Annotated in this window: 12 protein-coding genes; 6 read left to right on the top strand and 6 right to left on the bottom strand. The window is 65.0% G+C overall.

All coding sequences use genetic code 11. From position 1 onward, the window contains the following. Window positions 1–6 precede the first annotated feature (6 nt). Window positions 7–1560, top strand: a complete 1554-nt coding sequence (garD, locus tag ABEH27_RS14925) for a galactarate dehydratase (protein ID WP_346614327.1) — start codon at window positions 7–9, stop codon at window positions 1558–1560. A gap of 23 nt (window positions 1561–1583) precedes the next feature. Further along, the gene (locus ABEH27_RS14930) at window positions 1584–3164 is read left to right on the top strand and encodes an aldehyde dehydrogenase (NADP(+)) (RefSeq protein ID WP_346614328.1); all 1581 of its coding nucleotides are present in this window, start codon (window positions 1584–1586) and stop codon (window positions 3162–3164) included. Between the two features lie 189 nt (window positions 3165–3353). Here ABEH27_RS14930 and ABEH27_RS14935 read toward each other — a convergent pair whose 3' ends face one another. The 3 genes from ABEH27_RS14935 to ABEH27_RS14945 all read right to left on the bottom strand — a co-directional run bounded on the left by ABEH27_RS14935 (window position 3354) and on the right by ABEH27_RS14945 (window position 6901). Beyond that, entirely contained in the window at window positions 3354–4103 is a 750-nt protein-coding gene (locus ABEH27_RS14935) for a FadR/GntR family transcriptional regulator (protein ID WP_346614329.1), read from the bottom strand. Between the two features lie 80 nt (window positions 4104–4183). Further along, complete coding sequence (locus ABEH27_RS14940) at window positions 4184–5485, bottom strand: cation:dicarboxylase symporter family transporter (RefSeq protein WP_346614330.1); 1302 nt, start codon at window positions 5483–5485, stop codon at window positions 4184–4186. 60 nt (window positions 5486–5545) lie between these two features. After that, the gene (locus ABEH27_RS14945) at window positions 5546–6901 is read right to left on the bottom strand and encodes an adenylosuccinate lyase family protein (protein ID WP_346614331.1); all 1356 of its coding nucleotides are present in this window, start codon (window positions 6899–6901) and stop codon (window positions 5546–5548) included. A 117-nt stretch (window positions 6902–7018) separates the two neighbouring features. Here ABEH27_RS14945 and ABEH27_RS14950 point away from each other — a divergent pair, with 117 nt between their 5' ends. The 3 genes from ABEH27_RS14950 (at window position 7019) to ABEH27_RS14960 (ending at window position 8905) form a co-directional block, all read left to right on the top strand. Next, complete coding sequence (locus ABEH27_RS14950; protein WP_346614332.1) at window positions 7019–7756, top strand: GntR family transcriptional regulator; 738 nt, start codon at window positions 7019–7021, stop codon at window positions 7754–7756. A 93-nt stretch (window positions 7757–7849) separates the two neighbouring features. Beyond that, window positions 7850–8500 (top strand): DUF998 domain-containing protein, encoded by a 651-nt coding sequence (locus ABEH27_RS14955; protein ID WP_346614333.1) that lies wholly within the window; start codon window positions 7850–7852, stop codon window positions 8498–8500. A 75-nt stretch (window positions 8501–8575) separates the two neighbouring features. After that, window positions 8576–8905 carry a hypothetical protein gene (locus tag ABEH27_RS14960; RefSeq protein ID WP_346614334.1) on the top strand — a complete coding sequence of 110 codons (330 nt, stop codon included), beginning with the start codon at window positions 8576–8578 and terminating at the stop codon, window positions 8903–8905. A 65-nt stretch (window positions 8906–8970) separates the two neighbouring features. Here the strand turns inward: ABEH27_RS14960 and ABEH27_RS14965 are convergent, their stop codons facing one another. Further along, complete coding sequence (locus tag ABEH27_RS14965; RefSeq protein ID WP_346614335.1) at window positions 8971–10185, bottom strand: YeeE/YedE family protein; 1215 nt, start codon at window positions 10183–10185, stop codon at window positions 8971–8973. Window positions 10186–10828: 643 nt separating this feature from the next. On the opposite strand from ABEH27_RS14965, the gene ABEH27_RS14970 reads away from it, so the two are divergent. Continuing rightward, window positions 10829–11737, top strand: coding sequence for a LysR family transcriptional regulator (locus ABEH27_RS14970; RefSeq protein WP_346614336.1), 909 nt, complete (start codon window positions 10829–10831; stop codon window positions 11735–11737). Here the strand turns inward: ABEH27_RS14970 and ABEH27_RS14975 are convergent, their stop codons facing one another. Next, complete coding sequence (locus ABEH27_RS14975) at window positions 11738–12256, bottom strand: DMT family transporter (protein ID WP_346614337.1); 519 nt, start codon at window positions 12254–12256, stop codon at window positions 11738–11740. 155 nt (window positions 12257–12411) lie between these two features. Beyond that, window positions 12412–12990, bottom strand: coding sequence for a hypothetical protein (locus ABEH27_RS14980; RefSeq protein WP_346614338.1), 579 nt, complete (start codon window positions 12988–12990; stop codon window positions 12412–12414). Window positions 12991–12994: the final 4 nt, after the last annotated feature.

A 12994-nucleotide genomic window follows, 5' to 3' on the forward strand; every position in this document is an offset into this window, starting at 1 on the left:
CTGAACATGCAGTTGATCGAACATTCCGACTCGCCCCGCTACGTCCGCCTGCACGACGACGATAACGTCGTGGTGGTGGTCAACGACGGCGGCCTGGGCGAAGGCGCCCGCTTCCCCGACGGCCTGACCCTGGTCGAAGCCGTGCCGCAGAGCCACAAGGTCGCCACCGTGCTGATCGCCAAGGGCGAGCCGGTGCGCCGCTACGGGCAAATCATCGGTTACGCCCTGGAAGACCTGCGCCAAGGCAGCTGGGTCCAGGAAAGCCAGCTGGCCATGCCGGCGGCGCCGGAACTGGACAGCCTGCCGCGCTGCGATGCCGTCCCTGCGCCCCTGCCGCCCCTCGACGGCTTCACTTTCGAAGGCTACCGCAACGCCGACGGCACCGTCGGCACCCGCAACATCCTCGGCATCACCACCACCGTGCAATGCGTGACCGGCGTGCTGGAACACGCGGTCAAGCGCATCCGCGCCGAATTACTGCCCCAATACCCCAACGTCGATGACGTGGTCGCCCTCACCCACAGCTACGGCTGCGGTGTGGCAATCAACGCGCGCGACGCCTACATCCCGATCCGCACCGTGCGCAACCTGGCGCGCAACCCCAACCTGGGCGGCGAAGCGCTGGTCATCAGCCTGGGCTGCGAGAAGCTGCAGGCCGGCCAGGTAATGCACGACAACGACCCGTCGGTGGACCTCAGCGAACCCTGGCTGTATCGCCTGCAGGACGCCAGCCTCGGCTTTACCGAAATGATCGAGCAGATCATGGGCCTGGCCGAAACCCGCCTGAGAAAGCTCGACCAGCGCCGCCGCGAAACCGTGCCGGCCAGTGAACTGATCCTCGGCATGCAGTGCGGCGGCAGCGACGCGTTCTCGGGCATCACCGCCAACCCGGCGCTGGGTTATGCCGCCGACCTGCTGGTGCGCGCTGGCGCTACCGTGCTGTTCTCGGAAGTCACCGAGGTGCGCGACGCTATCTACATGCTCACCTCGCGCGCCGAGAATCAGGACGTCGCCGACGCGCTGGTGCGTGAAATGGACTGGTACGACCGCTACCTGCAGCAAGGTGCGGCGGACCGCAGCGCCAACACTACGCCGGGCAACAAGAAAGGCGGGCTGTCCAACATTGTCGAAAAATCCCTCGGCTCGATCGTCAAGTCAGGCAGCGGCGCTATTCAAGGTGTGCTCGGCCCCGGCGAGCGGGTCGGGCGCAAAGGCCTGATCTTCTGCGCCACCCCGGCCAGCGATTTTGTCTGCGGCACCCTGCAACTGGCGGCCGGCATGAACCTGCACGTGTTCACCACCGGCCGCGGCACCCCGTACGGCCTGGCCATGGCGCCGGTGGTCAAGGTCTGCACCCGCACCGAACTGGCGCAGCGCTGGCCGGACCTGATCGACATCGACGCCGGGCGCATCGCCAGCGGCCGGTCGAGCATCGAAGAGCTGGGCTGGGAGCTGTTCCACTACTACCTGGACGTGGCCAGCGGCCGCAAACAGACCTGGGCCGAACAGCACCGGCTGCACAACGACATCACTTTGTTCAACCCGGCGCCTATCACCTGATTACTCACCTACAGGAGCACCCCATGCCTGAGATTCTTGGCCACAACTTCATCGCCGGCCAGCGCAGCGCCGCTGGCGCGCAACGCCTGCAGAGCCTGGACGCCACCACCGGCGAGGCCCTGCCCTATAGCTTCGCCCAGGCCACCGAGGCCGAAGTGGACCAGGCGGCCCAGGCCGCCGCTGCCGCGTTCGCCGAATTCCGCCAGCTGGCCCCGGCGCGCCGCGCCGAGTTCCTCGACGCCATTGCTGCTGAGCTTGACGAGCTGGACGATGCCTTCGTCGCCGTTGTCTGCCGCGAAACCGCCCTGCCCGCTGGGCGTATCCAGGGTGAACGTGGCCGCACCAGCGGCCAGATGCGCCTGTTTGCCCAAGTGCTGCGCCGTGGCGACTACCTGGGCGCACGCATCGACCTGGCACTGCCCGACCGCCAACCGCTACCGCGCGTAGACCTGCGCCAGATGCGCATTGGTGTCGGCCCGGTTGCCGTGTTCGGCGCCAGCAACTTCCCGCTGGCCTTCTCCACCGCCGGCGGCGACACCGCTGCAGCGTTCGCCGCCGGTTGCCCGGTGGTATTCAAGGCGCACAGCGGCCACATGGCCACTGCCGACCTGGTCGGTGCAGCCATCGTCCGCGCCGCCGAGCGCACCGGCATGCCCAAGGGCGTGTTCAACATGGTTTTCGGCGGTGGTGTCGGTGAATGGCTGGTCAAGCACCCGGCCATCCAGGCCGTCGGTTTCACCGGCTCGCTCAAGGGCGGCGACGCCTTGTGCCGCATGGCCGCCGAACGCCCGCAGCCGATCCCGGTATTCGCCGAAATGTCCAGCATCAACCCGGTAATCATCCTGCCGGGCGCGCTGGCCAAGCGTGGCGAGGCCATCGCCCGCGAGCTCGCCGGCTCCGTGTGCCTGGGCGCCGGCCAGTTCTGCACCAACCCAGGCCTGGTGATCGGCCTGCAATCGCCGCAGTTCAGCCAACTGCTGAGCGACCTTGGCCAGCACCTGGACCAACAAGCCGGCCAGACCCTGCTCAACGCCGGTGGCCTGCGCAGCTATGTTGGCGGCCTGGAGCACCTGCAGGCGCACGCCGGCATCGAACACCTGGCCGGGCAGCCTCAGGAAGGCAGCCAGGCGCGCGCGCAGCTGTTCAAGGCCGATGCCCGCCTGCTGGTGGACGCCGACCCGCTGCTGCAGGAAGAAGTGTTCGGCCCGACCACGGTTGCCGTCGAGGCACAGGACAATGAGCAACTGCGCGCCGCCCTGCTCGGGCTGCGTGGCCAGTTGACTGCCACCCTGATCGGCGAGCCGGAAGACTTCGAAGCGTTTGCCTGGTTGGTGCCGCTGCTGGAAGAAAAGGTAGGCCGCATCCTGGTCAACGGCTACCCCACTGGCGTTGAAGTGTGCGATGCCATGGTGCACGGCGGCCCGTACCCGGCCACCTCCGATGCCCGTGGCACGTCCGTCGGCACCCTGGCCATCGACCGCTTCCTGCGCCCGGTCTGCTACCAGAACTACCCGCAGACGCTGCTGCCTGAGGCGCTGCGCGACAGCAACCCGCTGGGCTTGCGCCGGCTGGTGAATGGGCAGTGGAGTGACGGGGCGATCTGAATGCCCTGAATGCCCTGAGATAAAAGAAAGCCCCGCGTTTGCGGGGCTTTCTTTTGAGTCTTGCATTGAATTTACCGGCCCTATCGCCGGCAAGCCGGCTCCCACGGGGTTTGCGCTGAGCCTGAGAACAGCGGCGTACCTGTGGGAGCCGGCTTGCCGGCGATAGGGCCAACAACGCCAACCGTGAATTCAAACCCCTTGCGCCTCGGCCTCCGCATGCGCCTGGCGCAGCCGCTCGCGGCTGTTGCTCAGGTGCATGCGCATGGCCATCTTCGCCCCTTCGCTGTCACTCCGGGCAATGGCCTCGTAGATCGCCTCGTGCTCATGCATCAGGCGGCTCATGTAATGCGCCTGGTCATCATGCGCCAGGCGTGCAGAATTGAGCCGGGTACGCGGAATGATGCTGGTACCGAGGTGGTTGATGATGTCGGCGAAGTAGTGGTTGCCGCTGGCCTGGGCGATGCGCAGGTGGAACTGGAAGTCCGCCGACACCGCATCGTTGGCATGCGCGGCACCTTCGTTCAGCTCGTCCAGCGCCGCACGCATGCCGGCCAGTTCCTCATCGCTGCGCCGCTGCGCAGCCAGGCCGGCCGATTCGATTTCCAGGGCGATGCGCAGCTCCAGCACAGCCAGCACTTCACGCAGCGTGACCACGGTGGCCGGGTCGATGCGGAAACCCCCGGTGGAGGGCGTATCCAGCACAAAAGTGCCGATGCCATGGCGCGTCTCGACCTGCCCGGCAGCCTGCAGCCGCGAGATCGCCTCACGCACCACGGTGCGGCTGACGCCCTCCTCGGCCATGATCTGCGATTCGGTCGGCAACTTGTCGCCGCGCTTGAGCTGGCCGCTGCGAATGCGCTCGGTCAGCACCGTGACCAGTTCCTGGGCCAGACTGCGCGGCTTGCGCCGGGTCCTTGCCTGTACCTGCTGCTCTGTCATGCCCTGTATTTCACCTTGAAAGACAGCCGTCATGATAGCGCAAGCGGTTGTACGATCACATACACCTGACGCGGTATTTATCAAAGCGCTGCGCCAGGCGCTCGGCCCAGCACTCGCGTGTACTCCTCGCGTGCAGCCTGCTCGGTGAACTCGCCCGCCCACTTGGCCACCACCACGGTCGCTACGCTGTTGCCAATGGTGTTGCAGGTAGCAATGGCCATGGACATGAAGCGGTACACGCCGAACAGCAACGCCAGGCCTTCCACCGGCAGCACACCGATGGCGGTGACGGTGGCGGCGAACACCACGAAGCTGCCACCGGACACCGCTGCCGCGCCTTTGGAGGTGACCAGCATGATCGCCAGGATGCCCAGTTGCTGCTCCCAGCCCAGCGGCACCCCATAGGCGTTGGCGATGAAGAGCACGCACATCGACATGTAGATCGAGGTACCGTCAAGGTTGAAGGCGTAACCGGTGGGCAGCACCAGGCCCACGCTCTGCTTGGAGCAACCGAACCTTTCGAGCTTCTGCAGCAGGCGTGGCAAGGCGCTTTCCGACGAGGCGGTGCCCAGCACGATGAATATCTCGTCCTTGATGTAGGTCAGAAAGCGCCACAGGCTGAACCCGGATAACCGGCACACCGCACCCAGCACCACGAACAGGAAGAACGCCACGGCCAGGTAGAACATCAGCACCAGGTTGGCCAGCGACATCAGCACTGCCGAACCATTGCTGCCCACGGCGTAGGCCACCGAACCGAAAGCGCCCAGTGGGGCGAACTTCATGATCAGGTTGATGAACTCGAAGAAGCACTCGGACACCCGGTTCAGCCCATCTTCGATCACTGCGCGGCGCTCATGCTTGAGAGCCAGCAGGGCGAAGCCGAACAGCACCGCGATCACCAGGACCTGCAGCAACTGGCCATCGGCGAAGGCACCGACGAAGTTGTCGGGGAAAATCGCGTAGATAAAGTCCATGGTCGAGTTCGGCGCATGGCCCTTGGCAACAGCGGCGCTGGCAGCGGCCGAGGCAGCGCTGCTGGCATGGGCGCCGTGCATCCCTGAGCCGATGCCGATCAGGTTACCCCACAGCAGGCCGATGGCCAGGGCCAGGGTCGACAGCAGCTCGAAGTACACCAGCGCCCGCCAGCCAACCTTGCCGACGCGCTTGATGTCGCCAGCCGACGCAATGCCGTGCACCACGGTGAAGAACACCAGCGGTGCCACGGCAGTCTTGATCAGTTTGAGAAAGATGTCCCCAAGGATCTTGAACTTGGCAGCAAGCTCTGGGGCGAGGAAGCCGAATGCGATGCCCAGCAGCATCGCCGCGATGACTTGGAAGGTCAGGTCCTTGTACAGCGGTTTCTTGGTGGCGCAAGACATGATTGTGTTCTCATTGTTCTTGTAATGGGAGGGCCTGGCGGCGGCCAGGCCCGTGCAGCATCAGCGGGCGACGGCACCGGGGCGCGAAAGCGCCAGGTCAACCATCTGCGGCGCCAGGCCTAGGTAGTTGGTCGGGTCGCACAGGCGTTCCAGGGTTGCCAGGTCCAGGCGCGCGGTGGCCTCGCCCTGGGCCTGCAGCGCTTCGAGGAGGCTGATGCCCTGATCGTTGGCCATGCGGCAGGCGGCATACACCACGTCATGTGCCACCTGGCGGCCCAGCGCCGGGGCCAGTCCCATCATGACCGCCTCGGCGACGATCAGGCCCTGGGTCATGTCGAGGTTCTTGCGCATGCGCTCGGTACGTACGTCCAGGCCAGCCAGCATGAAACGCGCCTGGCTCAGCGAGGCGGCGGTCAAAGCGAATGCTTCGGGGATGGCGATCCACTCAGCCTGCCATGGGCCGGTGGAGCGCTCGAAGTCCTGAATCATCGCATCGAGCATCAGCCCGGCCTGCTGGCGCACGCCCTTGGCTGCGGCGTACATCAGCTCGCAGGAAATCGGGTTGCGCTTCTGCGGCATGGTGCTGCTGGCGCCACGGCCCTTGACGAACGGCTCGTACACCTCGCCCAGCTCGCTGGTCATCATCATCATCACGTCCAGCGCCACCTTGCCCAGCGAAGCAGTAACCAGGCCGAGGAAGTTCAGGGTCTCGGCCAAGCCATCGCGAGCTACGTGCCAGGTGGCCTGCGGCACGCCCAGGCCCAATTCGTCCATCAACGCTGCCTGCACCTCCAGGCCCTTGTCGCCCAGCGACGCCAGGGTACCAGCGGCACCGGCGAACTGCCCCACTTCCACCCGCGGGCGCAGCTCCATCAGGCGCTCGGCATGGCGGTCGAACATGCTCAGCCACACCGCGCACTTGTAGCCGAAGGTAATCGGCAGCGCGTGCTGCAGGTGGGTGCGGCCGGCCATTGGCGTGTCGCGGTAGCGCTGCGCCAGCTCTGCCAGCAGGCCTCTTACGGCCTGCACGTCACGTTCGACGATGGCAAGCGCCGCGCGCACCTGCAGTACAACGGCGGTGTCCATGATGTCCTGCGTGGTCGCGCCCCAGTGCACATAGCGGCCCGCGTCCCCGCACAGCTTCGACAGTTGTTCTACCAGGGGCAGGATCGGGTAACCGACGATTTCGGTTTCGTGTTGCATCAGCGCCAGGTCGAGGGAGGCATAGCGCGACAGCTCGGCAATCTGCTCGGCGGCGTCTTGCGGGATCACGCCGCAGCGTGCTTCGGCCTTGGCCAGCGCCACTTCAACTTCGATATAGCGCTCGATCAGCGCCTGGTCGGCAAACACCCCGCGCATCTCGGCAGTACCGAACATGTCGCGGAACAGGGTGGAGTCGAAAACGGTGGTGGACATAGGCAAGGATCCTGAAATGTTTTTATTGAGCGTACATATTTGATATGTCCGTACATAATTCTTGCCCTGCCACTGTTACACTGTCAACCGAAGAAATTGACGGGACTGACCGAAGGTATGAACGAAGCGCGCTACGCCGTGGTAGCCAGGGACCTGATGGAAGGCATCGCCAACGGCCGCTACCCGGTCGGCAGTCTGTTGCCCACTGAGTTCGAGCTGTGTGACCTGTATGAAGTGAGCCGGCACACCGTGCGAGCGGCGATCAACCAGTTGCTCAACCAAGGGTTGGTGTCACGCCGTAAGCGCGTCGGCACCCGGGTGGAAGCCAGCAGCCCGCGTGGCGGGTATTCGCAGTCGCTGGCGACCGTGGCCGACCTTGCGCATCTGGCAGAAACCCAGCAGCGTGAGATCCAGGACGTGCGCCACTTCGTCGCCGACCTCAGCGAGGCAGCGCGGCTAGGGCTGGTGCCGGGCGAGCATTACTTCTGCGTGTCGAGCATTCGCGTCGACCGGCAGCACAGCGCCGCCCCGCTGTGCTGGACCGACGTCTACGCCCAGCGTGACTATGCCGACGTTATCGAGCTGGCCCGTGAACACCCCGACCAACTGATCGCCAGCCTGATCGAGCAGCATTACGGGCGCGCTATCGCAGTGGTGGACCAACAGGTGCGTGCGGTGCTGCTGACCGCAGAATTGGCGCGGGCCCTGAAGGCGGAAACAGGGGCGCCGGGGTTGAAGATTCTGAGGCACTACCGGGATGACGACGGGGGGCTGATGGCGGTATCCGAAACCGTCCACCCGGATGATAGATTCACCTTGGTGACGCAGATGCGCCGGGACAAGGCGGCTGGCTGAAAACCTAGTTGCCCGCGATCAGGTCGGGGCAGACCGCAACGCTCACGCTACTGTAGATGCTTGATCTAACCATTCCACGGAAGGAAACCACCGATGAAAACGCTCGACCGTATTTTGCTGAATTGCGGCCTGCTCATCCCGTTCTGGCTGCTGCTGGGCGTCTGGCTCACCGCCCAGGCCTACCCCGGCTACGACCACCTGCAGCAAGCCATGAGCCAGCTGGGGGCTGTAGGCGCCCCCACCTATTCCTGGTCGCCACTGCTCAACAATTTCCCGCTCGCGGTGCTGTTCGCCTTGTTCGCCTGGGGCCTGGCGCGGCGTTGGCAGGGTTCGAAGGTGGCATTGGCAAGTGCTGCGCTGTTACTGCTGCATGGCTTGGGCAGCCTGGGCACCGGCTGGTTCCCCTGCGACCAGGGCTGTGCACCTGATCACGCTTCGCTGTCGCAACAGCTGCATAATGCGTCCGGCCTGCTGATGTTCCTCTCGTTGACCCTGGCCAGCGCCCTCTGGATATGGGCCGGCAAACGCGTGGCGGGCTCACCAGCGCTTGGGCGGTTCTCATTGGCCTGTGTGGTTGGGGCGATCATCACCGTGGTACTGATGGCACAGGCCGCCAAAAGCGGCCAGTTGTTCGGCCTGTACCAACGGTTGAACTACGCAGTCTCGGTGATATGGGTGGCGGGCCTTGCACTGCACAGCTTGCGCCCTGCGCTGGCAAATCGCCTGCGCATCGCCACCACCTGAGCGGCATAGTACTGGCCCCCAGGCATCTGAAGCGAAGGCAAACTTCGTTCTCCGTCAGATGCTTAGGACAGCAACATGCGAGTATTTCTAGCAACGGTGGCCGGCTGCCTGCTGGCCACGACTGCTTTCGGCGCCCAGGCCAGAACGCTGAGCCAGAACGATCGCCAGACCTGTGGTTGGGGCTCACAGATCGCCGCCGAGGCCCAGCAGGCCAAACTCTCCGGCGTGACCTTGTATGCCACGCGCAAGAAGCTGCAGGTGCGCAGGTTCGCCAAGCCATGGATGCGCATGACCGCCTTCGGTATCACCGAGCAGACCTATAACAGCCGCTCGCAGCTCAAGCCGGCAGCGATCAAGCAGACGTACTACGAACAGTGCGTTCAGCACGCAGTCGCCAAACGATAAGCCTTTACGTATCAGTTAGTTGCGACAACTATTTCATCCCAGCCATTAAGTTTTGAGCCTAGCGCCTAGCAGCCGGTCAGCGCCACTGGCCGACGCTCGCCGGCGAAGAACCACGGGCGCAGGCGTACGCCGATCAGGTTGCCGGTGTATGCCGCAACCAGCCACAGCCAGCCATGCACGCTGCCCGAGGCAATGCCGCTGAAGTAGGCGCCGATGTTGCAGCCGTAGGCCAGGCGCGAACCGTAGCCCAGCAGCAGGCCGCCGATGACTGCGGCAATCAGCGACGGCAGCGGGATTTTCAGGCTTGGCGCAAAACGCCCGGCCAGGCCCGCCGCCAGCAGCGCACCTAGCACGATGCCCAGGTCCATCACCGTGGTCACGTCCTGCCACAGCGGCGCGGCCAGCGCCTTGGCATTGGCCGGGGCCTGCCAGAACACCCAGCTGCCGACATCCACACCAAAACTGGAAAGGGTCTTGGCACCCCACAGGGCGAAGGCCGAGGTGATGCCCCACGGGCGCCCGGCCAAGGCCAGGGTGGCGTAGTTCAGCAGGGCCAGTGCGATGGCGCCCCACAGCAGCGGCCACGGGCCACGCAGGAAGCGGCGCAGGCCCTGATGCTCGCTGCTCACCGGGGCTTCCAGGCCACCATGGCGGCGTTTTTCCAGCACCACGGTAGCCCAGCCGATCAGCGCGAACACGGCCACGCTCACCACCAGCGCCGGCCCAACGCCCCAAGCCTGGACGATCGAGGTTGCCGGCAACGACGGCAGTGCGAACCACCAGTCGGCGTGGTGCGTGGCCGTCACCGAACCGATGATGAAGAACAGCAAGGTCACCAGCATCCTCGCGTTGCCGCCGCCCACGGTGAACAGCGTACCCGACGCACAGCCACCGCCCAGTTGCATGCCGATGCCGAAGATAAAGGCACCGAACACCACGGAAACGCCCGCAGGCGCCACCAGCCCGGTCACCGGATTACCGAACAGGCTGCCGGCGGAAAGCGCCGGGAAGAACAGCAGCACCGCCAGGGTCAGCATGACCATCTGCGCACGCAGGCCGGCGCCGCGGCGCTCGTTGATGAACACCCGCCAGGCCGAGGTGAAGCCGAAGGCGGCGTGGTACAGCGTAAGGCCCAGGGCGGCGCCGACGATCAGCAGCAGCACCTGCTTGAAGCCGGCGTTGAGGTTGAGAAACCAGGCGCCGGACAGCAACAGGGCCAAGGCGATCACGGGGGCGCCCAGGCGGCGCGGTTCAGGTGTGGCGGTTGTGGAGAGACCCATTGGAATGCTCGGATTACAGTAAAACGGGCGGCGATTATAGCGAAGGTGCGGGGGCATGCCTGGAGGTATTTGCCGCCGTTGAGATCGAGCGCCGCCCGCGCGGCGCATCGCGAAGCGCTTGCCTTGGGATCTTTAGCGCCCTTGAGATCGAGCGCCGCCCGCGCGGCGCATCGCGAAGCGCTTGCCTTGGGATCTTTAGCGCCCTTGAGATCGAGCGCCGCCCGCGCGGCGCTTCGCGGGGCAAGCCCGCTCCCACATTTGTTGCAACGCGCCGTTCCAGACAGGCCATGGTTGTTCGCCTTGGTGCGTGACTGAAGACAGGTGGGGCGCCGGCAGCGCCAGCCGAAAAATTGGGTCATGCCAACAAGGCTGGCAACTATGGCCTCACAGGCCATGGCACGTTGCAACAAATGTGGGAGCGGGCTTGCCCCGCGAAGCGCCGCGCGGGCGGCGCTCGATCTCAAAGGCGCTAAAGATCTCAAGGCAAGCGCTTCGCGATGCGCCGCGGGCGGCGCTCGGTCTCATGAACAACAAATCAACAACGGCCAGCGCCAGACCCACCGCAGCTTCAGCGCGCGTGAGGGCGCCGGAACATCTGTTAGGCTGATGCAAAGCCCCTGAAGCCACCCAGACCATTCGCCCCATGGATGAACTGCGCAAGATCGACCTCAACCTGCTATTGGCCCTGCACGCACTGCTCAGTGAAAAGCACGTCACCCGCGCCGCGATTCGCCTGCACCGTAGCCAGCCGGCGGTCAGCCACGCTTTGGCGCAACTGCGCACGCATTTCAACGACCCGCTGCTGATTCGCCAGAACGGGCACATGGCCCTCACCGCCCGCGCCCAATCGCTGACCAAGCCCCTGCAGGACGCTCTGGCCAGCCTCGACAGCTTGCTGGCCGCCCCACGCTTCGACCCGGCTCTGGCGCAGCGGCGGTTCCGCTTGTCGTTGTCCGATTACGCCTCGCGGATCATCCTGCCCCCGCTGGTTCGCTATCTGCGCCAGGCAGCCCCCGGCGTCGACCTGGCCATCAGCCAGGCCAGTCGCGAAGCGATGCTGGCGCAGTTGCTCGATGGCGAGCTCGACCTGGCGCTGGGCATTTTCCCCGAGCTGCCGCAAGGCATCACGGCCCAAACCCTGTTCGAAGACACTTTCGTCAGCATCGCCGATCGCCAGGTGCTGCCGGCCAAGAGCGGCCTGGCGCTGGACGACTGGCTGGCGCGGCCGCACGTGCTCATGGCCATGCGCCCGGATGCCCATGACGAGATCGAGCGCGCCCTGGCCGCGCAGGGCTTGCGCCGGCGCATCGCCTTGGCGCTACCGCATTGGAGTGCAGCGGTCGAGGTGCTTGGTGGTACCGACCTGATCCTCACCGTCGCAAAACGTGCCGTGGGCCCGATGCACCAGCACAAGGCCCTGCGCCAGTTCGCACCGCCCTTGGCGATCCCTTCCCTGGCCTATCAGCAGGCCTGGCACAACAGGAAAGACAGCGACCCGGGTCATCGCTGGCTGCGCGAGGCGGTCTGGGCCTGCTGCCAGCCCGGGCATTGATCAGCCTTCTGGCTGTTTGACGATTGCAGCCTGATCGGTAGACGGGCTCGCCGCCCAGGTACTCTGCACCAGGAAAACGCCTGCCAGAATCAGTACCACCCCGGCAATCCTGGGCAGGCTGACCGGCTTGGCGGAAACCCCCATCAGGCCGAAGTGATCGACGATCACCGACGTCAGGATCTGCCCCGCCACCACCAGCACCAGAAACCCCGCCGTGCCGAGCTTGGGCGTCAACGCCGCAGCTGCCGCCACATACAGCGCACCCAATACCCCGCCGATCCACAGCCACCACGGGCCTTGCAGTGCCTTGCCCAAGTCGGGCATGGGTACGCGCAGGATCAGCAGCGCAGCGATGACCACCACCGAGCTGACCGTCAGCGACGTGAAAGCACCCCATAGCCAGTGCCCGAGCGCGCGGCCGACTGCTGCGTTGCTGGCAGCCTGGTAGGGCAGCACGACGCCCGCCAAGAGGGCCAGCACCAGAGGAAGAAACGCGATAAGCAGCGCCTTGTTAACCATGTATGGACTCATCGAGGGGGAAGATGCCTGGATGATGCAAGAATCGACAAGGATGATGGAAATTGAAGATATGCACTTTCAGTATTCGCCTGGTGAATAGTCGTGGGCTGCAATGGCCTCCTCGCGAGCTCGCCCGCGAAGAGGCTTTAACAGACTTACCGCGATGTCTCGACCCGCAGCACTTCGGTGTAAATCGCATCGACTGTCTGGTCGACCTTGAGGTTCTTCATGCGCGCCTGCAACTCGGGGTCTTCGACTTTGACCACCTGCAACTTGCCTTCCGGCGGCAGCAGGCTCACCTCATGGTTCTTGAGGTCGATCTTCTTGATCTGCGAAGTCACCCTGACCTGGCGGAACGCTTCGCCCCCCGGGTTGGGGTTGTCCTTGGTGGCGCGAATCGTACCGGACTCCTCGCTTGCCTTCGGCGCCCCGCCAACATCGGTGTTGAGCACATAGGCGACCGCGCGGGTCACGTAGATGTCGACCTCGTCACCCACCTTCAGGTTGGGCAGCGCCTTGGCCTTTTCCGTGAGCTGGAAGGTCACGTCCTTGTCGTGCGGGCCCTTGACCGTGACCTGGCGATTGGCCTGGTCGATGGCCGTGACCTGTGTGGTGACATGGCTTTCCAGCGCTTCGCTGGCAATCGGTATATCGGCTGCCTGCACAGCGAAACTGGCAGTGCCTAGCAACGAGGCAAGAGCAACAGCGCGAGCGAGTGTACAAATAGCATTCATAGGC

The organism is Pseudomonas sp. P39-UII1, from assembly GCF_039672635.1.
Lineage (GTDB): Bacteria > Pseudomonadota > Gammaproteobacteria > Pseudomonadales > Pseudomonadaceae > Aquipseudomonas.